20 protein-coding genes and 1 pseudogene are annotated in these 19,832 nt (G+C 67.2%); 9 read left to right on the top strand and 12 right to left on the bottom strand.

Annotation, left to right across the window (positions count from 1 at the left end; genetic code table 11):
- Position 1: 1 nt before the first annotated feature.
- From CV103_RS15540 to rpiB, 4 genes are all read right to left on the bottom strand, one after another.
- Positions 2–1,063 (bottom strand): TrmH family RNA methyltransferase, encoded by a 1,062-nt coding sequence (locus CV103_RS15540; RefSeq protein ID WP_107395462.1) that lies wholly within the window; start codon positions 1,061–1,063, stop codon positions 2–4.
- 168 nt (positions 1,064–1,231) lie between these two features.
- Positions 1,232–1,696 carry a transcriptional regulator NrdR gene (gene nrdR, locus CV103_RS15535; RefSeq protein WP_015457561.1) on the bottom strand — a complete coding sequence of 155 codons (465 nt, stop codon included), beginning with the start codon at positions 1,694–1,696 and terminating at the stop codon, positions 1,232–1,234.
- Between the two features lie 61 nt (positions 1,697–1,757).
- A complete protein-coding gene (gene glyA / locus CV103_RS15530; RefSeq protein ID WP_070934331.1) occupies positions 1,758–3,071 on the bottom strand; it encodes a serine hydroxymethyltransferase in 1,314 nt (437 codons plus the stop codon).
- Positions 3,068–3,526 carry a ribose 5-phosphate isomerase B gene (gene rpiB, locus CV103_RS15525; protein WP_107395461.1) on the bottom strand — a complete coding sequence of 153 codons (459 nt, stop codon included), beginning with the start codon at positions 3,524–3,526 and terminating at the stop codon, positions 3,068–3,070. The genes glyA and rpiB overlap by 4 nt, the downstream gene beginning before the upstream one ends.
- Positions 3,527–3,652: 126 nt before the next feature.
- Here rpiB and CV103_RS15520 point away from each other — a divergent pair, with 126 nt between their 5' ends.
- Positions 3,653–4,123 (top strand): hypothetical protein, encoded by a 471-nt coding sequence (locus CV103_RS15520; RefSeq protein WP_107395460.1) that lies wholly within the window; start codon positions 3,653–3,655, stop codon positions 4,121–4,123.
- A gap of 55 nt (positions 4,124–4,178) precedes the next feature.
- Here the strand turns inward: CV103_RS15520 and hemA are convergent, their stop codons facing one another.
- A complete protein-coding gene (gene hemA / locus CV103_RS15515; RefSeq protein WP_413818411.1) occupies positions 4,179–5,417 on the bottom strand; it encodes a 5-aminolevulinate synthase in 1,239 nt (412 codons plus the stop codon).
- Between the two features lie 219 nt (positions 5,418–5,636).
- Positions 5,637–6,434: a glutamate racemase gene (murI, locus tag CV103_RS15510; RefSeq protein ID WP_107395459.1), complete on the bottom strand. Its 798-nt coding sequence runs from the start codon at positions 6,432–6,434 to the stop codon at positions 5,637–5,639.
- A 124-nt stretch (positions 6,435–6,558) separates the two neighbouring features.
- On the opposite strand from murI, the gene plsY reads away from it, so the two are divergent.
- Both plsY and dprA read left to right on the top strand, forming a co-directional pair.
- Complete coding sequence (plsY, locus tag CV103_RS15505; protein WP_015457555.1) at positions 6,559–7,164, top strand: glycerol-3-phosphate 1-O-acyltransferase PlsY; 606 nt, start codon at positions 6,559–6,561, stop codon at positions 7,162–7,164.
- A 4-nt stretch (positions 7,165–7,168) separates the two neighbouring features.
- Positions 7,169–8,272, top strand: a complete 1,104-nt coding sequence (gene dprA / locus CV103_RS15500) for a DNA-processing protein DprA (protein WP_107395458.1) — start codon at positions 7,169–7,171, stop codon at positions 8,270–8,272.
- Positions 8,273–8,299: 27 nt separating this feature from the next.
- Here dprA and CV103_RS15495 read toward each other — a convergent pair whose 3' ends face one another.
- Positions 8,300–8,554 (bottom strand): hypothetical protein, encoded by a 255-nt coding sequence (locus CV103_RS15495; RefSeq protein WP_245896888.1) that lies wholly within the window; start codon positions 8,552–8,554, stop codon positions 8,300–8,302.
- A gap of 72 nt (positions 8,555–8,626) precedes the next feature.
- Here CV103_RS15495 and CV103_RS15490 point away from each other — a divergent pair.
- Positions 8,627–8,926, top strand: a pseudogene (locus tag CV103_RS15490) (DprA-like winged helix domain-containing protein); the annotation flags it as partial.
- 17 nt (positions 8,927–8,943) lie between these two features.
- On the opposite strand, the gene CV103_RS15485 reads toward CV103_RS15490, so the two are convergent.
- Positions 8,944–9,468, bottom strand: a complete 525-nt coding sequence (locus CV103_RS15485; RefSeq protein ID WP_107395478.1) for a hypothetical protein — start codon at positions 9,466–9,468, stop codon at positions 8,944–8,946.
- Positions 9,469–9,531: 63 nt separating this feature from the next.
- Positions 9,532–10,029: a GNAT family N-acetyltransferase gene (locus CV103_RS15480; RefSeq protein WP_107395456.1), complete on the bottom strand. Its 498-nt coding sequence runs from the start codon at positions 10,027–10,029 to the stop codon at positions 9,532–9,534.
- Positions 10,030–10,126: 97 nt separating this feature from the next.
- Between CV103_RS15480 and topA the strand changes: the two genes are divergently transcribed.
- The 3 genes from topA to CV103_RS15465 all read left to right on the top strand — a co-directional run bounded on the left by topA (position 10,127) and on the right by CV103_RS15465 (position 14,072).
- Positions 10,127–12,697, top strand: coding sequence for a type I DNA topoisomerase (gene topA, locus CV103_RS15475; protein WP_107395455.1), 2,571 nt, complete (start codon positions 10,127–10,129; stop codon positions 12,695–12,697).
- 258 nt (positions 12,698–12,955) lie between these two features.
- Positions 12,956–13,582, top strand: coding sequence for a glutathione S-transferase family protein (locus tag CV103_RS15470; RefSeq protein ID WP_107395454.1), 627 nt, complete (start codon positions 12,956–12,958; stop codon positions 13,580–13,582).
- The gene (locus CV103_RS15465) at positions 13,575–14,072 is read left to right on the top strand and encodes a DUF4019 domain-containing protein (protein ID WP_107395453.1); all 498 of its coding nucleotides are present in this window, start codon (positions 13,575–13,577) and stop codon (positions 14,070–14,072) included. Before CV103_RS15470 ends, CV103_RS15465 begins: the two co-directional genes overlap by 8 nt.
- A gap of 64 nt (positions 14,073–14,136) precedes the next feature.
- On the opposite strand, the gene CV103_RS22920 is transcribed toward CV103_RS15465, so the two are convergent.
- Positions 14,137–15,354, bottom strand: a complete 1,218-nt coding sequence (locus CV103_RS22920; protein WP_051128695.1) for an NF038122 family metalloprotease — start codon at positions 15,352–15,354, stop codon at positions 14,137–14,139.
- A 343-nt stretch (positions 15,355–15,697) separates the two neighbouring features.
- Here CV103_RS22920 and alaS point away from each other — a divergent pair, with 343 nt between their 5' ends.
- Complete coding sequence (gene alaS, locus CV103_RS15455; RefSeq protein ID WP_107395452.1) at positions 15,698–18,364, top strand: alanine--tRNA ligase; 2,667 nt, start codon at positions 15,698–15,700, stop codon at positions 18,362–18,364.
- 44 nt (positions 18,365–18,408) lie between these two features.
- Here alaS and CV103_RS15450 read toward each other — a convergent pair whose 3' ends face one another.
- Together CV103_RS15450 and CV103_RS15445 are read right to left on the bottom strand one after the other, a co-directional pair.
- Positions 18,409–18,927 carry a hypothetical protein gene (locus CV103_RS15450; protein ID WP_107395477.1) on the bottom strand — a complete coding sequence of 173 codons (519 nt, stop codon included), beginning with the start codon at positions 18,925–18,927 and terminating at the stop codon, positions 18,409–18,411.
- Between the two features lie 11 nt (positions 18,928–18,938).
- Positions 18,939–19,454 carry a hypothetical protein gene (locus tag CV103_RS15445; protein WP_146163443.1) on the bottom strand — a complete coding sequence of 172 codons (516 nt, stop codon included), beginning with the start codon at positions 19,452–19,454 and terminating at the stop codon, positions 18,939–18,941.
- 105 nt (positions 19,455–19,559) lie between these two features.
- Here CV103_RS15445 and CV103_RS15440 point away from each other — a divergent pair, with 105 nt between their 5' ends.
- Positions 19,560–19,781: a hypothetical protein gene (locus CV103_RS15440; RefSeq protein WP_015457544.1), complete on the top strand. Its 222-nt coding sequence runs from the start codon at positions 19,560–19,562 to the stop codon at positions 19,779–19,781.
- The last annotated feature ends 51 nt before the right edge of the window (positions 19,782–19,832 follow it).

Raw genomic sequence — 19,832 nt, 5'->3', positions numbered from 1 at the left:
GTCAGCGCGGCCGGGGCTTGGCGAGCGCGCTGAGCACGCCGCGCATGGTGCGCACCTCCTGCGCGGTCCAGGCCGGCTTGGTCAGCATGGTGCGCAGCGTGCGCCTGGTCGCGGGCACGCGATCGGGCGGGAAGAAATAGCCCGCCCCGTCCAGCATGGCTTCGAGCTGGCCGATCATGCCGTCGAGGTCGCCCTGCGGGGCTGGGGGATCGAGGTCCGTCGCGGGCGGGGAGGCGAGCGCCTGGCCCTTCGACCATTCATAGGCGACCAGGATCACCGCCTGGGCGAGGTTCAGGCTGCCGAATTCCGGGTTGATCGGCACCGTCAGGATCGTGCGGGCGACCGCCACGTCATCGGTTTCCAGCCCCGAACGTTCCGGCCCGAACAGGATCGCGGACCGGCCGGGCTCGCCATGGATGGCGCGGGCGGCTTCCTCCGGCGTCACCACCGGCTTGGTCACGCCGCGCTTGCGCACGGTGGTGGCATAGACATGCGCGCAATCCGCCACCGCATCGGCGACGCTCTCATAGACCTTCGCATCGGCCAGCACGATATCCGCGCCGGACGCGGCCGGGCCGGCATCGGGATTGGGCCACCCGTCGCGCGGGGAGACCAGCCGCATCTCGGCTAGCCCGAAGTTCAGCATGGCGCGCGCCGCCTTGCCGATATTTTCGCCAAGCTGCGGGCGGACGAGGACGATGACGGGGGGCGGAGCGGATTCCCTGCCATTTTCCCGCTCATCCTGAGGAGAGGCTGAGCCTGGCGAAGCCTCGTCTCGAAGGGGCGTTCCGCCGCGCGCCAGCATGCGGATCGCTTCCCAGTCGCCCCGGATCAGGGCTTCCTTCTTCGCGCGCGACCATCCCTTGATCTGCTGTTCGACCGCGAAGGCCTGATCGCGATCGGCAAAGCTTTCCGACCAGACCAGTTCCACGGGACGCCGGTTCGCGGTGTAGCCGGGGATCCCGCCCGATTGGTGCTGCGCGAGGCGGGTGTCCAGATCGTCGGTATGGCCGACATAATAGCTGCCGTCCGAGCAGCGGAGGAGATAGGTGTGGAAGGTCAAGGCATGTCCTTCGATACGGGCCTTCGCCGAGGCTCAGTCCCTACTCAGGATGAGCGGGTGGGGGAAGCGGGCGATCCTTCGAGACGAGGCTTCGACAGGTCGGCCTCCCGCTCGGGATGGGCGAAGCAAGGGATGGGCGGGCGGCAAGGGGGAAGCGAAAGAAACCCCCTATCCGTCCTTGCCCGCCTCCGCCACCGCGCCGGCGAAATCCTCGAAGTCCTTGGCCTCGGTGAAGTCCTTATAGACGCTGGCGAAGCGGATATAGGCCACGCTGTCCATCGCCTTCAGCCCGTTCATCACCATCCCGCCGACCTGGGCGGCGGCGACTTCGCTTTCGCCGCTGGTTTCGATCTGGCGCTGGATGGCGGAGACCAGCCGGTCGATCCGGGCGGGATCGATCGGGCGCTTGCGGCAGGCGACGCTGATCGACTGGGCCAGCTTGTCGCGATCGAACGGTTCGCGGCGGCCGTCGCTTTTTATCAGCGTCAGCTCGCGTAGCTGGATGCGCTCGAACGTGGTGAAGCGCGCGCCGCAGCCTTCGCACTGGCGCCGGCGACGGATCGCCGCCCCATCTTCGCTGGGGCGGCTGTCCTTCACCTGGCTGTCTTCATGGCCGCAGAACGGGCAGCGCATTATCGCGCCCTCCGGGCGAGCGGCACCAGCCCGCACCCCCACCCGCGAGAGCGGATCGAACTCACTGGGCGGGGTAGATCGGGAAGCGGGCGCAGAGCGCCTCGACCCGGGCCTTGACCGCGGCTTCCACGGCCGGATCGCCATGCTCGCCCTTGGTGCGCAGGCCTTCGAGCACGTCGGCGATCATGTCGGCGATCTCGCGGAATTCGGCCGGGCCGAAGCCGCGCGTGGTGCCGGCCGGCGTGCCGACGCGGATGCCCGAGGTCTTGACCGGGGGCAGCGGATCGAAGGGGATGCCGTTCTTGTTGCAGGTGATCGACGAACGCTCCAGCGCCTCGTCCGCATCGCGGCCGGTGACGCCCAGCGGGGTCAGATCGACCAGCGCCAGATGCGTGTCGGTGCCGCCGGAGACGATCTCCGCGCCGCGTTCCTTCAGGCGGGCGGCCAGCACCTTGGCGTTTTCGACCACCGCCTTGGCATAGCTCTTGAATTCGGGCTGGAGCGCCTCGCCGAACGCCACCGCCTTGGCGGCGATCACGTGCATCAGCGGGCCGCCCTGCAGGCCGGGGAAGACGGCCGAGTTGATCTTCTTGGCGATCGCCTCGTCATCGGTCAGCACCATGCCGCCGCGCGGTCCGCGCAGCGTCTTGTGCGTGGTGGTGGTGACGACATGGGCGTGGCCGAAGGGCGTGGGGTGCACGCCGCCCGCCACCAGGCCGGCGAAGTGCGCCATGTCGACCATGAAATAGGCGCCCACCTCGTCCGCGATCGCGCGGAAGCGGGCGAAATCGATGTGGCGCGGATAAGCGGAGCCGCCGGCGATGATCAGCTTCGGCTGATGCTCCCTGGCCAGCGCCTCGACCTGATCGAAATCGATGAGGTGATCGTCGCGGCGCACGCCATATTGCACGGCATTATACCATTTGCCCGAAAGCGCCGCCTTGGCGCCGTGGGTCAGGTGGCCGCCGGCATCGAGGCTGAGGCCCATGATCGTGTCGCCCGGCTTGGTGAGCGCCAGCATCACCGCGCCATTGGCCTGGGCGCCCGAATGGGGCTGCACATTGGCGAAGCCGCAGTTGAAGAGCTGCTTGGCGCGCTCGATCGCCAGCGTTTCCACCACGTCGGAGGGCGCGCAGCCCTGATAATAGCGCTTGCCCGGATAGCCTTCGGCATATTTGTTGGTGAAGACGGAGCCCTGCGCTTCCAGCACCGCGCGGGACACGATGTTTTCCGAAGCGATCAGCTCGATCTGGTTCTGCTCGCGCGACAGTTCCTGGCGGACGCCGCCGAACACGGCCGGATCGGCATCGGCGAGGCCACGGGTGAAGAAGCCGTCGGGCTGGACCTCCGACAGGGATGCGGGGTTCGTGCTCATGCTGGCTCCTTGGCGAATGCGGGGTTGGAAAGCTTGTCGATGCGGCGCTGGTGGCGGCCGCCTTCGAACGGGGTGGCGAGGAAGGCGGATACGCAATCCTTGGCGGTATCGACGCCGATCAGCCGCGCCCCCATGGCGATGATGTTCGCATCATTATGCTGGCGCGAAAGGCGGGCGGAAAGATTGTCCGAAACGAGCGCGCAACGCACCGCGGGGTTGCGGTTCACCGCGATCGAGATGCCGATGCCCGATCCGCAGAGCGCGATGCCCCGCGCGGCGCGGCCGCCGGCCACGGCTTCGGCCAGGGCGTAGCCATAATCGGGATAGTCGACCGAATCCGCCGTTGCGGGGCCGAGGTCGATCACCTCATGGCCCTGCTCGCGCAGCCATTGGGCGAGCGTGGCCTTCAGGTCGATGGCGGCGTGATCGGATGCGATGGCGATTGTCTCGGCCATGATACGGGTTCCGGATTGAGTCGAATGGCGGCTATCTAGGGGCTCGGGCGGCGAAACGCCACCTGCCATGTTGCCAAGTCGCGATCCGTGCGTTGGAAGGGCATCCACCATCAAGGGAGCTTGCCGATGAAGCCCACCATCATGATTCTTGCCTGCGCCATGCTTGCCGCCTGCGGACCGGCGACCAAGCCGGCGGATGTCGATGCCGGCGGGGCGGACGCGGCCGGCAATGCGATCCTGCCGGCGGAACCGGACATGGCCCCCGGCAATGCCGTGGCGGACCCCGGCATCGGCAATTCCGCCGTCGCCTCGACGCTGCCGACCGCCGCGTGGATCGGCAAATGGGTGGGCGTGGAAGGGCTGGCGCTGGAGATCGAGCCGGGACCGGAGGAGGGGATATATGCCCTCAAGGTCACGCTGCTGGACGGCACCAACAATTATGTCGGCACCGGCGCCGGCGAGACGATCCACTTCACCCGCGACGGCAAGGAGGAAGTGATCCGCAAGGCGACCGGGGATGAGACCGGCCTCAAATATCTGGCCGGCAAGAAGGATTGCCTGATGATCCGGCAGGGCGAAGGCTTCTGCCGCGATTGACGATCGCGGCCGGAGGGAGAAGCGGGCCGGCGCGCCGGCCGCTTGCCCCGATGCGTCAGGCCGCGAGCCGAAGTTCGATCCGGTCCCAGATTTCGAGCAGCGCGGACGTCAGGTCGCGCATCATCGCCTCGTCATGCTGCGGGCCGGGCGTGAAGCGCAGCCGTTCCGTGCCGCGCGGCACGGTGGGATAATTGATCGGCTGCACATAGACGCCATATTCGGCGAGCAGGATGTCGCTCACCCGCTTGGCCTTCACCGGATCGCCCACCATCAGCGGCACGATATGGGTGGTGGATTCCATCACCGGCAGGCCGGCTTCGCGGAACATCGCCTTCAGCATCGCGGCGGCGGCCTGCTGGCCGTCGCGCTCCTCCGAGGAGGATTTGAGATGGCGGATGCTGGCGAGCGCGCCGGCCACCAGCACGGGCGAGAGCGAGGTGGTGAAGATGAAGCCCGGCGCATAGCTGCGGATCACGTCGATGATCGTGCGATCGGCCGCGATATAGCCGCCCATCACGCCGATCGCCTTGGCCAGCGTGCCTTCGACGATCGTCAGCCGGTGGGCCGCGCCCTCGCGATCGGCGATGCCGCCGCCGCGCGGGCCATACATGCCGACGGCGTGCACCTCGTCCAGATAGGTCAGCGCGTTATACTTGTCCGCCAGATCGCAGATCGCATGGATGGGGGCGACGTCGCCTTCCATCGAATAGACGCTTTCGAAGGCGATCAGCTTGGGGGCCTCGGGGTCTTCGGCGGCCAGCAGCTCTTCCAGATGGGCGAGATCGTTGTGGCGGAAGACCCGCTTCTCGCAGCCCGAATTGCGGATGCCCGCGATCATCGAGGCGTGGTTCAGCTCGTCCGAGAAGATGATGCAGCCGGGCAGCACCTTGCCCAGCGTCGAAAGCGTGGCATCGTTGGAAACATAGCCGGAGGTGAAGAGCAGCGCGGCTTCCTTGCCGTGCCAGTCCGCCAGCTCATTCTCCAGATCGATATGGTAATGCGTGTTGCCGCCGATATTGCGGGTGCCGCCCGAACCGGCGCCGACATCGTGCAGCGCCTCTTCCATGGCGGTGATCACCTTGGGGTGCTGCCCCATGGCGAGATAATCGTTGGAGCACCAGACGGTGATCGGCTTCGGCCCATTATGGCCGGCGAAGCAGCGCGCGTTGGGAAAAGCGCCCTTGTTGCGCAGGATATCGATGAAAACCCGGTAGCGGCCCTCCGCATGGAGCCTGTCGATCGCATCCGCAAAAACGCGCTGATAGTCCAAGGAACCTACTCCCCCGGGGGCCATCGCCCTCGAAATATGCGGGCGCTTCTAGGGAAGCTCGCCCACTTTTTCCAGCGCGAACGGTTCGCAACTGGCGGCCATATGTGCAGCGATGCTGCGCACATGGCGGTTAACATCCCGCGACCGGGCACGCGATCATGGCCGAAACATAGGATGGCGGGGCCGGGATGTGTAGCGCAAAGCCCCGTTTTCGCTGATCGTTTCCCCCGATAAGCGGCGAGATCAGAGGAAGCGGATATCCTCCAGCCCATGGGCGGCGAGGCCGGCGACGAGGCCGGCCGGAACCTCGAACAGGGCGGTGAACAGGGCGATGCCCGGCGGGGGCGATTGCGGCCATTCCTGCCCCTCGGTCAGGTGGGCGATGCGCCGGGCGATGCCGTCGCCGCCATGGACGAAGGCCAGCGGGCGCGGCGATGCGGCCGCAAGCTCCGCCTCCACCAGCGGGAAGTGCGTGCAGGCCAGCACCACGGTATCGATCCGGTCGCCGCCCGGCTGATCGACGAGGCCGGCCATCACCTCGGCATAGTCGGCCGCTGCCGTGGGCTCGCCGCGCAGCTTCGCCTCGGCCAGCTCGACCAGCCGGGCCGATCCGTGGCGCAGCACCAGGCAATCGCCCGCGAAGCGCGCGGAAAGATCGTCGACATAAGGCTGGCGCACCGTGGCATTGGTGCCGAGCACGCCGATCGCGCGGGTGCGGGATTGTTCGGCGGCGGGCTTTATCGCCGGGACCGTGCCGACCACGGGCAGGTCGAGCGCGGCGCGCACCGCGCCCAATGCGATGGTGGAGGCCGTGTTGCAGGCGATCACCACCAGCCGGGGATTGTAACGCTCCACCAGCCGGCCCAGCAGGGCGGGCACGCGCGCGGCGATCTCCGCCTCGCTCTTCGTGCCATAGGGGAAGCCGCCATTGTCAGCGGCATAGACGATGGGCGCGCGGGGCAGCAGCCGGCGCGTGGGCGCGAGGACGGATAGCCCGCCCACGCCCGAATCGAAGAAGAGGAGGGGGCGGTCGTCGCTCATGCCCGCCTCATAAGGACAAAGGGCGCGATGGGGAATCGTCCCTCGCCCGAGGGAGGGAATGTGACGGAAATCTTGCGTAAGGCACGGCAGCGCTTATTGTCGCCGCACAACGACAGGGTGGTGTGTGCTTTCTGAAACCTGGCTTTGGCCGCTGATTGCCCTGCTGGGCGGATATCTGCTGGGGTCCATCCCGTTCGGCGTGCTGCTGACGCGCGCGGCGGGCGCTGGCGACCTGCGCCAGATCGGATCGGGCAATATCGGCGCCACGAACGTGCTGCGCACCGGCCGGAAGGGGCTGGCGGCGCTCACCTTGCTGCTGGATGGCGCCAAGGGCGCGGCGGCGGTGCTGATCGCGGCCGCGATCTCGCCCGATCTCGGCGCGCCGGCGGCGGCGGGCGCTTTTTTCGGCCATCTCTATCCGGTGTGGCTCGGCTTCCGGGGCGGCAAGGGCGTGGCGACGCTGCTGGGCATCGCGCTGGCGCTGCTGTGGCCGGCGGGCATCGCCTTCGCGGTGGTGTGGATCGGCGCGGCGCTGATCAGCCGTTATTCCTCCGTCGGCGGCATGGCGGCGGCCTGCATGCCGCCGGTGGTCGCCGCGGTGATGGGGCAGTTTCCGCTGGTGCTGCTGTTCCTGGCCTTCGCGCTGATGGTGCTGTGGAAGCATCGCGGCAATCTGGAACGGCTGCTGGCGGGCACCGAACCGCGCATCGGCGCCAAATCCGCCGGCTGAAGCGATGGCGGACGGCGCCGATCCCGCGATCGAGGAAGATCGCATCGCCCGGCTCCGGCTGATCCGTTCCGCCAATGTCGGCCCCGTCACCTACCATCAACTGCTCCAGCGTTTCCGCCGGCCGCAGGATGCGCTGGATGCCTTGCCCGATCTCGCCCGGCGCGGGGGCGGGCGGGAAATCCGCGTGGCGGGCCGCGCCGAGGTGGAGCGCGAGGTGCAGCGCGTCGCCGCGCTCGGCGCGCGATACCTGTTCCGGGGCATCGGCCTCTATCCGCGCCACCTGGCGGAGATCGAGGCCGCGCCGCCGGCCCTGATCGTGAAGGGGCGGCTGGCGCTGCTCGACCGGCCGATGGTGGCGATGGTGGGCGCGCGCAATGCCAGCGCGCTCGCCATCCGCTTCGCCCGCCAGCTTGGCCATGAGCTGGCCGATGCCGGTGCCACGGTGGTTTCGGGGCTGGCGCGCGGGATCGATGCCGCCGCCCATGCCGGGGCGCTGGAAGGCGGCACGGTGGCGGTGATCGCGGGCGGCATCGACATCACCTATCCGCCGGAAAATGCCGCATTGCAGGCGGATATCGCCGAACGCGGCCTGCTGGTGGCCGAACAGCCGCCGGGGCTGGAGCCGCGCGCCCGGCATTTCCCCTATCGCAACCGGATCATCGCCGGGCTCGCCGCCGGCACGGTGGTGGTGGAGGCCGCGCCCAAATCGGGATCGCTGATCACCGCGCGCTATGCCGCCGATTATGGCCGCGAGGTGATGGCCGTGCCCGGCTTCCCCCTCGATCCGCGCGCGCAGGGCTGCAATTTGCTGATCCGGGAAGGAGCGATTTTAGTCCAGAACGCCGAAGACATTCTGGAGCAAATCCGCCCGATTGACCCTCGTGCCGTCCGCTCGCCGGTCAGTCGCTTCGAGGGGCCAGCGCCTCAGGATGCGAGGAATGCGGAGCGCACGACGATCATCAACCTGCTTGGTCCGGTGCCGGTATCGACCGACGAAATCATTCGTCAGTCTGGAATACCGTGTGCCATCGTTCAAACCGTGCTGCTGGAACTTGAGCTCGCGGGGCGTTTGGATCGCCACGCGGGAGCGCAAGTGAGCCTTACCTAATCATGGATCGCGCCCAGTTGCGGACGTTCACTCTTCTTCACCAAACACAGATGTTTCGAGGTCCATGGTAGCACCGGCCATGCGATCCATAGCGCAGCGGGAATGAACGTAGATGTTCTGGTATGGGGCATCTTTTCGGCGTGTGCCTTCTGCCCATCGCCAAAGGCTTTCGATACCGATCATCAGCGCATCACCGTCGCTGCGCTCGATGCCTTCCCCGCAGAACCAGCATTGAAATTCTAGCATGCCACAGATGGTGCGGTAGATTGTCGTTGTATGCAATGTCCGCTTCCTATCCAACTGGAGGCGCCAGTCCCGGCCTTGGTACGAAAAACGTGTGCAACTGTGGATAGACTAATCCGCGAGGGCGCGACCCTCGTTCAGTCCGCCGCCGATATCATGGAGGCGCTTCGCCCGATCGCGGATGGCGTGGCGGCTCCGCGCCAGCCTTATGCCGCGCCGCCGGCCGCGATCGATGCCGACGATCGCGATCGTCGCGCGATCACCGGCCTGCTCGGCCCGTCGGCGGTTCCGGTGGACGAGCTGATCCGCCTGTCCGGCCTCGCGCCCGCCGTCGTCCAGCTGGTGCTGCTGGAACTGGAGCTGGCGGGCAGCCTGCAACGCCATGCCGGCGGACGGGTGAGCCTGGGCTGAGGCCGGCCCGCGCGCTTTCAGCCGCGCTTGTCCTTTGCCGCCTGCGCCTTCCTGGTCGCCTGCGATGTGCTGCCGATACGGCTGCCGGCGATATGCGATTTGCCGCGCTTGCTGGGGATGGCGCGCGCGCCCTTGCCGGCGGTGGGGCTGTTGGCGGGGCGAGCGAACTCTTCACCCGATTTGCGCAGCGCCAGGGCCCGCTTGGCCGATTCCGTCATGGCCTGGCGTCCCTCGATCTTGCGCAGCCGGCTGAATTCGCTGTTCACCCGCTTCAGCGCGTTGGCGAACACCTGCTTGCGCTTGGCCGGCTGATCGGCCGTGCCGGGAAAGCTCGTGCCGCGCGCTTCGGCCTTGCCGCGTATCTCGCGCAGCTTCTGGCGGAGCAGCGTGCGTTCCCGATCGCGCAGGGCCCGCAATCGCGTCCGCATATCCTGCAGCTCCTCCCGCGTCAGATCGTGGATGGCGGGATGGTGCGTCTTCGCGATCAGCTGGCCATCCTCATGGTCGAGCAGGCTGAGCTCGGCCTTGTGCGGTACGGACATGAATCCCTCCGGTGCCATGGCTTCCGGGAGGCGTAACCCTTCGGCGCCGGAAACGATCCGGGGTCAGCCCGGCGCGTCCAGCCGCAGATAGATGCTGTCGCACCAGCCGATATGGGTGTGATAGGTCCGTTCCGCGCGGCCCGCCTCGTAGAAGCCGAGGCCGGCGAGCATCCTGAGCGAGCCGATGTTGCGCGGATCGACGTCCGCGACCAGATGGTCCACGTCCGGCCGGCGGAAGACATGGGCGACAAACCCGCCCAGCGCCTCCCGGCCGAGGCCCAGCCCCCAATGATCGGGGTGGAGGATATAGCCGATCTCCGGCAGCCGGAACGCGCCCGCCTTGCCGATCACCCGGCCGTCGCGCACGACCACGAAATCCTCGCTTTCCTCCGCCGGTGACTCGATCATCGCGGCCAGCCATGCCTCGGTTTCCCCGCGCGTGGCATGGGGCGGCGTCGACCAGTAGCGCATGGCCCGATCGTTGGAGAGAATGGCGTGCAGGGCATCGACATCCTCCGGGCGGGCGCGGCGCAGCAGCAGGCGTTCGGTGGCGATCTCCATGAGGCGGTCATATCCCTGGGCTGAAACTGCGTGCTTGACGAAGGGCAAGGCGGGTCTCCACCTTTACGCGTACACATACGAGGAACAACCAGAACCCATGAAGCTCGTCGTCGTTGAATCGCCCGCCAAGGCGAAGACCATCGAGAAATATCTCGGCCCCGGCCATCGCGTGCTGGCATCCTATGGCCATGTCCGCGATCTGCCGGCGAAGGACGGATCGGTCGATCCGGACAACGGCTTCGCGATGGAGTGGGAGGCCTATGCCGACAAGACCCGCCAGCTGAAGGCGATCGCGGACGAGGCGAAGGATGCCGATACCCTGATCCTCGCGACCGACCCCGATCGCGAGGGCGAGGCGATTTCGTGGCATGTGCAGGAGGTGCTGAGGAAGCGCCGGGCGCTGCCGCAGGATGTGCGCCGCGTCACCTTCAACGCCATCACCAAGCCGGCCGTGCTGGATGCGATGGCGCATCCCCGCGCGCTGGATGAGGATCTGATCGACGCCTATCGCGCGCGGCGCGCGCTGGATTATCTGGTCGGCTTCACGCTTTCGCCGGTGCTGTGGCGCAAGCTGCCGGGCGCGAAATCGGCGGGCCGCGTGCAATCGGTGGCGCTGCGCCTCGTCGTCGATCGCGAACGCGAGATCGAGGCGTTCAAGCCGCAGGAATATTGGTCCGTCACCGCCGACATGGAGCAGGACGGCGTGCCCTTCGTCACGCGCCTCGTGCGCTGGAAGGGCGAGAAGATCGATCGGTTGACGATCGGCAACCAGGGCGATGCCGAGGCGGCGAAGAAGGATGTCGAGGCCGGCCGCTTCGCCGTCGCCTCGGTCGAGACCAAGCCGCTCACCCGCAATCCCCCGCCGCCCTTCACCACCTCCACCCTCCAGCAGGAGGCGGCGCGCAAGCTGGGCTTTTCCGCCAGCCACACCATGCGGGTGGCGCAGAACCTCTATGAGGACGGCGCCATCACCTACATGCGAACCGACGGCGTGCAGATGGACGGCGGCGCGATCTCGGCCGCGCGCGGCGCGATCGCCGATCGCTACGATGCGTCCTACGTGCCGGACAAGCCCCGCCAGTATCAGGCGAAGGCCAAGAACGCGCAGGAAGCGCACGAGGCGATCCGGCCCACCGATTTCAGCAAGGATCGCGTGGGCACGGGCGATCACGCGCGGCTGTACGATCTGATCTTCAAGCGCGCGCTGGCGAGCCAGATGGCGTCCGCGCGGCTGGAACGGACCACGGTGGAGCTGGTGGACGGCAGCGGCAGCCACGGGCTTCGCGCGACCGGGCAGGTCGTGCTCTTCCCCGGCTATCTCGCGCTCTACGAGGAAGGCCGCGATGACGAGGGCGACGAGGACAGCAAGCGCCTGCCGCGCATGAAGGAAGGCGATGCGCCGGCCAAGAAGGCGGTGCAGGCCGAACAGCATTTCACCCAGCCGCCGCCGCGTTATTCGGAGGCGAGCCTCGTCAAGAAGATGGAGGAACTCGGCATCGGCCGGCCTTCCACCTATGCCTCGATCCTGCAGACGCTGAAGGATCGCGAATATGTGACGCTGGAGAAGAATCGCTTCATCCCGCAGGAAAGCGGCCGGCTGGTCACGTCCTTCCTGGAACGCTTCTTCGATCGCTATGTCAGCTACGATTATACCGCCGGGCTGGAGGAGAGCCTGGACGATATCTCCGGGGGCCGGGCGGAATGGCAGAAGGTGCTGGAAGCCTTCTGGCGCGATTTCAAGCCCAAGACCGTCGAGGTGATGGAGCAGAAGCCGTCCGAGGTGACGGCGGCGCTGGACGAGTTCCTCGGGCCGTATCTGTTCCCCGACAAGGGCGACGGCAGCGATCCCCGGCTGTGCCCGGCCTGCCATGAGGGCCGGCTCAGCCTGCGCGGTGGCCGCTTCGGCGCGTTCATCGCCTGCTCCAACTATCCCGAATGCAAATATACCCGCCGTTTCGCGCAGAAGGGCGGGGCGGACGAGGGCGAGGATAGCGGCCCCGTCACCCTCGGCACCGATCCCGCGACCGGGCTGGAGGTGACGAAGCGCAGCGGCCGGTTCGGGCCTTATGTCCAGCTCGGCGACGGCAAGGACGCCAAGCGCGGATCGATCCCCAAGGATATCCCGGCCGAGGATTTCGGGCTCGACTGGGCGTTGAAGCTGCTGTCGCTGCCGCGCGAGATCGGCCTGCACCCGGAGACCGGCAAGCCGATCACCGCCTCGATCGGCCGTTACGGCCCCTATCTGGCGCATGACGGCAAATATGGCCGGCTGTCGTCCACCGCCGAGGTGTTCGAAACCGGCATGAACGCGGCCGTCGTGAAGCTGGCGGAAGCGGCGGCCGGCGGCGGCCGTTCGCGCGGCGCCTCCCGCGAGCCGCTGAAGGTGTTCGGCGCGAACCCGGAAACGGGGGCGGAGGTGAAGCTGATGGAAGGCCGCTTCGGCCCCTATGTGACCGACGGCACCACCAACGCCACCCTGCCCAAGAGCGCCGATCCCGCGACGCTCACGCTGGAAGGGGCCCTGGCCCTTCTCGCCGAACGCGCGGCCAAGGGGCCGGCCAAGGGCAAGAAGAAGGCGGCGCCGAAGAAGGCGGCCGCCAAGACGGCCGCGCCCAAGAAGGCGGCGGCGAAAAAGGCGCCGGCGAAGAAGAAGGTAGAAAAAGCCTAGGCTGCGGGTTGGGATTGGCGGCAGCGTCGGCAGGGATGCCGGCAATGCTGCCATTGCCGCACACAAGCTCCATCGTCACCCCGGCCCAGGTCCGGGGTGACGATGGGGGATCTGTGCCACTCCGTCCGAATCCCTCGCGCAGCCTGGCGGCGACGCGATCCGTCCGCAGGCAGGCCTCGGGATGCAGGGCGAAATTTCCCTCGCATCCCGGCCCGTCCACGGGCATTCCTTTGCCGCCGCCGTGGAAGAGGGCCGGAAATGACGATCACCGTCCATCATCTCGAAAATTCAAGGTCGCAGCGCGTGCTCTGGCTGCTGGAGGAACTGGATCTGCCTTATGAGGTGATCCGCTATGCCCGCGATCGCAAGACGATGCTGGCGCCGCCCGAATTGCGGCGGGTGCATCCGCTGGGCAAATCCCCGCTGATCGAGGATGAAGGCCGCGTCGTCGCGGAAACGGGCGCGATCGCCGAATATCTGGTGGAGAAGGCCGATGGCCGCCTTGGGCCTCCCGGCAATCGCGAGGCCGCGCTGCGCTACCGCCATTTCCTCCATTATGCCGAAGGATCGATGATGCCGCCCCTGCTGGCGATCCTGGTGGTGAACCGGCTGGGCCTGCTGGGCCGGCCGGCGCGCAAGCCCTTGCGGGCGATGCTGGACCGGCATCTCGACTGGCTGAACCTCGAACTTGCCGATCGCCCCTGGTTCGCCGGGGACATGTTCACCGCGGCGGACGTGATGATGAGCTTTCCCGTCGAGATATCGCGCCATCGCGGCGGGCTGGACCACGACCGCCCGCACCTGATGGACTGGCTGGAGCGCATCCACGCCCGCCCGGCATACGGCCGCGCGCTCCTTGCCGGGGGCGCTTATGCCTATGCCTGAATGGCTGTTGCTGGCGGCGGCGCTGCCGGCGATGGCGGGCGACGCGGTCCCCGGCGAGGCCGTGCAGCGGGCGGTGGTCGATCGCACCCAGGCTTATTTCGCGGCCAAGGATGGCGGGGATTATCACCGCGCCTATGCGCTGATCGCGGCCTCGATGCGCGGCTATCTGACCGAGGATTTCTATACCGCCGAAGCCCGGCGCTTCAATGCGGAGGCGGGCAGGGCGGAGGCGCGCGATGTCGTTCGCCTCACCTGGTATCGCGATCCGCCGGATGCGCCGGAGCCGGGCCTTTATGTCGCGGCCGATTTCCGCAGCCGCTTTCCCAACATCCACGCGCATTGCGGCTATCTGATGTGGCACCAGGGTGCCGACGGGCAGTTCCGCATCGTGCGGGAGGAGCAGAGCTTCATCGACAAGGCGACGGCCGCGCAGCTGCCGCCGGAAAGGCTGGCTTCCGCCGACCGCCAGCTCGGCTGCGTCGATCCCTGATGGCGGCATGAAATGGCCGGCGGACCCATGGGATCCGCCGGCCGAAGGTCGATCGAAAGGGCGTTCAGGCCGTGGCGGCGGCCGCCTTTTCCCGGCGGGCACGGCGGATGGCGCCGCCGATGACGCCGAAGCCCAGCAGCATCTGCGCCCAGGTGGCCGGTTCCGGCAGGGCCGGCATCTGCGCCGTGCTGTAGCTGCGCGGGCGGGCCAATATGTCGAAGTTGAGCTGGTAGCCCATGGCATCGAACGCGGCGAGATCGAGCGCCTCGACGATGTCCTGGTGGCCGTAGGCGACCGTCGGGTCCATCACGCCGATCTGCGGCACGCCGGGCAGATTATCCTTCCAGTGCGATGCCTGCTGGCCGTCGCCATTGTAGCGCCCGGTGGAATAGCGCGAATCCCCGAACAGCTGGGTCAGGCCGCCGTCGATCGAGAAATAGGGATTGCCCCCGGCGGCGATATAGGCGGCATCGGCGACCGACCAGTCGAGCACCGGCCCGCCATCGGGCGAAAGGCCGGAAGGATCGTTGCTGAAGCGGAACAGGTCCAGCACGCTCATCAGGCCGCCGTCGGGATTGTCGAAGTCGAACCCGCCCTGCTGCCAGGCCGGCCCCTTGGAATAGCCATAGACGTCATAGAGATCGACGCCGCTGACGAAGCCGAGCGCATGGCCGATCTCGTGCACCGCGACGCCGACGAAATCGATCGCGTCGGCATCGATGCCGTCCTCGGGGTGGAAATCGAACTTGAACTGCGAGCTGAAGGTGATGCTGCCGTCGGTCGTGTTCGTAAAATCGTTGCCGCGAATGTCGGTGGTAAGGCCCAGCGCCTTCAGATTGGCGGTGTTGCCCCAGATGTAGCTGTTGTTCTCGCTGGAATCATTGTCCCATTCGCGGAAGCGGGTATCCACGCCGAGCGTGCCCTGCAGGGGCGTGTTGGTGATGGCGTTCACCGATCCGCTGTTGGTGAGCTGGGCCTTGACCGCAGCGACGGCGCTGGCGTCCAGCGCGGAAGTGGCCTTGGCTTCCAGCGCCGCCACCACGTCGGTCAGGTTGACGTCGGCACGCGTGCTGCTCGTCGATCCCAGAACATTCGGGGCCAGCACCGCATAGCTGACGTTCAGATTCACCGTGGAATCGCCGACGAGCATGTTTTCCCAGAATTTCGCCGCCGTCAGGAAACCCATATAGGCGGCGGAATCATTGGCGCTGCCGGCGCCTGTATAGTTGAGGTTGATGACGATCGCCGATGCCGGTGTCGAAGCGATTGCCGCAACGGCCAAAGCTGCGCCAGCCAGAAGCTTGCATACTTGCATGAGAAGTCCCCGTTCCAAAGGGCGACCACGCCACGCCCCCGTGGCGCGATTCGATAGGGGATGGTATCTTTTTGTTGCGGCGCCGAAAACTTGTTTTTAACCAAATATTAACGATTATTACGTGTGCGTTATATTCGCGTTAACTATATGGCTTGATAGGATATTACGTTTATCTGGCCTTTTCAGTGGGATCGGCTTGCCCCAGGCCATTGGTCGTACCTATTCCGAGACATGCGCCGCAGGCCGTGCCGCTGCCGCCTTGCCTTCGACTCCGCTTGAGAAGAGACGCGCGCTCCACTAAGTCGCGCGCATGACATCGACGAACGACATCCGCCGCTCCTTCCTCGACTATTTCGGAGGCGAGGGGCATCAGATCGTGCCTTCCGCGCCGCTGGTGCCGCACAACGATCCCACGCTGATGTTCGTCAACGCGGGCATGGTGCCGTTCAAGAACGTCTTCACCGGCCTCGAAACCCGGCCCTATTCCACGGCGACCTCCTCGCAGAAATGCGTGCGCGCCGGCGGCAAGCATAACGATCTCGACAATGTCGGCTATACGGCGCGGCACCACACCTTCTTTGAAATGCTGGGGAATTTCTCCTTCGGCGATTATTTCAAGGAACGTGCGATCTCGCTCGCGTGGAACCTCATCACCCGCGAATGGGGCCTCGACAAGAACCGGCTGACCGTCACCGTCTATCACACGGACGACGAGGCCTATGACCTCTGGCGCAAGATCGCCGGCCTGCCGGAAAGCCGCATCATCCGCATCCCGACCTCGGACAATTTCTGGGCGATGGGCGATACCGGCCCGTGCGGCCCCTGTTCCGAGATCTTCTGGGATCATGGCGACCATATCTATGGCGGCCCCCCCGGCAGCCCCGAGGAGGATGGCGACCGTTTCGTCGAGATCTGGAACCTCGTCTTCATGCAATATGAGCAGGTGACGAAGGAGGAGCGGGTCAACCTGCCGCGCCCCTCGATCGACACCGGCATGGGGCTGGAGCGGATCGCCGCCGTGCTGCAGGGCGTGCACGACAATTACGATACCGACACCTTCAAGGCGCTGATCGCGGCTTCCGGCGAGCTGACGCGCACCGACACCGCCGGGCCGGCGAAGGCCTCGCACCGCGTGATCGCCGATCACCTCCGCGCCTCGGGCTTCCTGGTGGCGGATGGCGTGCTGCCGGCCAATGAGGGCCGCGGCTATGTGCTCCGCCGCATCATGCGCCGCGCCATGCGCCACGCGCATCTGCTGGGCGCTGCGGAGCCGCTGATGTATCGCCTCGTCCCGGCCCTGGTCGCCGAGATGGGCGCCGCTTATCCCGAGCTGGTCCGCGCCCAGCCGCTGATCGAGGAAACGCTGAAGCAGGAGGAGACCCGCTTCCGCCAGACGCTCGCCAACGGCCTGCGGCTGCTGGACGAGGCGACCGGATCGATGAAGGCGGGCGAAACCCTGCCGGGCGCGGTGGCCTTCAAGCTCTACGACACGTTCGGCTTCCCTTATGATCTGACCGAAGATGCGCTCCGCGCCCAGGGCTTCGGCGTCGATCGCGCCGGTTTCGATGCGGCGATGGCCGAACAGAAGGCCGCCGCCCGCGCCGCCTGGAAGGGATCGGGCGAGAAGGCGTCCGACGACGTCTGGTTCGACATTGCCGAGGAAGCCGGCGGCACCGAGTTCACGGGCTATAGCAGCAATGTCGGCGAAGGCAGCGTGATCGCCATCGTCCGCGACGGCGAGCGGGTGAAGGCCGCCCAGACGGGCGACGAGGTGATGATCGTCACCAACCAGACGCCCTTCTACGGCGAAAGCGGCGGCCAGATGGGCGATGTCGGCGAGATTAGGGGCGAGGGCGGCTTCTTCGCCACCGTCACCGATACGCTGAAGCCGCTGGGCCGCATCCACGCCCACAAGGCCGTGATCGAGGGCGGCGAGGTGCAGGTGGGCGATGCCGTCCAGCTTGCCATCGACGTCGAATATCGCGCCCGCGTCCGCGCCAACCATTCGGCCACCCATCTGCTGCACGCCGCGCTGCGCAAGCATCTGGGCGGGCATGTGACGCAGAAGGGCAGCCTGGTGGCGGCCGATCGCTTCCGCTTCGATTTCTCGCACCCCAAGGCGCTGACCGCGCAGCAGATCGCCGAGGTCGAGGCCGAGGTGAACCGTCACATCCGCGAGAATGGCGACGTCATGACCCGGCTGATGACGCCGGACGATGCGATCGCGGCCGGCGCCATGGCGCTGTTCGGCGAGAAATATGGCGATGAGGTGCGCGTGCTTTCGATGGGCGCGGCCGATGGCGCCAGCTATTCGGTCGAGCTGTGCGGCGGCACCCATGTCGCCGCGCTGGGCGATATCGCGCTCTTCAAGATCGTGTCGGAAAGCGCGGTCTCGTCGGGCGTCCGCCGTATCGAGGCGCTGACCGGCGAGGCCGCCCGCGCCTGGCTCACCGGCCGCGAGGACCGGCTGAAGGAAGCCGCCGCCACGCTCAAGACCGCGCCGGAAGACGTGCCCGCCCGCGTTCTCTCGCTGGTCGAGGAGCGCAAGCGGCTGGAGCGCGAGCTGGCCGATGCGAAGAAGGCGCTGGCGCTTTCCGGCGGCGCAAGCGTGACGCCGGAGGCTGCCCGGTCCGAAACCATCGCCGGCCGCGCCTTCGTCGGCAAGGTGATCGAGGGGCTGGACCCCAAGGGCCTGCGCGGCCTGATCGACGAGGAGAAGGCCCGGATCGGCTCCGGCGTCGCCGCTTTGGTGGCGGTGAACGAAGGGCGCGCCTCGGTGGCCGTCGGCGTCACCGACGATCTGAAGGGCGAGGTGAGCGCCGTCGATCTCGTCAAGGCGGCGGTGGCGACGCTGGGCGGGCAGGGCGGCGGCGGCCGGCCGGACATGGCCCAGGGCGGCGGACCGGACGGCGCCAAGGCGGCCGATGCGCTGGCCGCGATCCGCGCCGCGATGGAGGCGGCGCCGGTCGCCGCCTGATCGCGCGACCGGCGGGCGGAGCGGCTGAGGGCTCCGGCCACGCGCTATTGCGCGCCGGCGCTCCCGAGCAGGCTGACCACCGTCTTGCCGCCTTCGCGATTGGCGGTGAGGGTGAAGCCGCCCTCCTTGCCGTGCTTGCCGTTCAGCATCTCCATCGTGCCGGCCTTCACCTCGGCATCGACGGCATAGCCCGCTTTCCGGGCGCCGGCCTTGTAATAAGCGATCACCTGCGCCGGCATGTCCGGCGTGTCGAAGCTCAATATCGTGCTCCTGGCGGCCGCTTCGCCGGTGATCCGGGTGCTGCTGGTCACGGTGGCGCCGGGATAGAGCGAAAGGCCGGCCGGCAGGGCCGCGTCGCCGGTGCCGCTCACGATCCGGGCCGTGCCCTTGTCCGAACGCACGGTCAGCGTGCTCTGCCCGTTGCTCTCGCTGAGCTGGTAGCTCGCATCCCCCCCGGCACTGTCCTTGCCGGCCGTGCCGCTCTTGCCGCAACCGGACAGGGCGGCGGCCAGAGCCAGCGCCAGGATCGGGGGGTGGGGCCTGTTCTTGGTCGATCCGGTCATCTGGCCGCCTTTCAATCCAGGATCGTCAGCGCGCCCTTGCTGCCCGTGCCCGCCGGCTCGATGGCGATCCGCACCTTCTTGCCCTTGGCGTTGGTCAGGTTCAGCACGTCGGCCGCGCCTTCGCGGGTGGAAGGCGCGGACGTGAAGCCCTTGTCCTTGGCCGCCGCCTCATAATAGGCCTTCAGCTTGTCCGGCGCGTCGGCGCTGGCGTAGCTGATGCGCACGCTGTTCGCGCTCGCATCGCCCGCGGCCTTCACGTCCACGCCCGTCACCCTGGTGCCGGGATAGAGGCGCAGGCCGTCTATATCCATGTCGTCGCTGCCGAGGCTGGTCGCCGGCACGTCCACCTTGGCGCTGAAGCCCGGTATGTCGAGCGACACCTGCCCGCCATTGTCGGCCGAGGAAGCCGCCGCCCCATTGCCGGCGTCGGCCTTGTCGTCCTGGCCCACCTTCACCTCGCAGGCGGTGAGCAGCAACAGGCCTGAAACCGCTACGGCAAGGCCGATCGGCAGGGTGGTGCGACGCATTTTCTTCTCCCCAGTTTTCCGGTCGGTTTCCCTTATCGCATGTGTATTATATGGGCAATACAGTTTCCGCTTGCATCGCGGAGCGGAGAAGGCGATCATCCTGCCATGCTGAACGTCATCTCCCTGTTTATCGGCGTCATCGCGGCGGTCCTCGCGATCTTCGCCTTCATTCCCTTCCTGGGCTGGGCCAACTGGCTGATCCTGCCCGTGGCGGTGGTGGGGCTGATCGTCGGCCTGTTGTCCCGATCGAAGGAAGGGCAGACGCTCAACCTCGTCGTGATCGCGATCGGCTGCCTGCGCCTGTTCCTGGGCGGCGGCATCATCTGATTGAAATCATATCGGGTTGACGGCGGCCATGGGACGGCCGAAGGGCCGCGA

The organism is Edaphosphingomonas fennica (assembly GCF_003034225.1).
Taxonomy (GTDB): domain Bacteria; phylum Pseudomonadota; class Alphaproteobacteria; order Sphingomonadales; family Sphingomonadaceae; genus Sphingomonas_E; species Sphingomonas_E fennica.
This window is presented reverse-complemented; position numbering and strand designations above follow the sequence as displayed.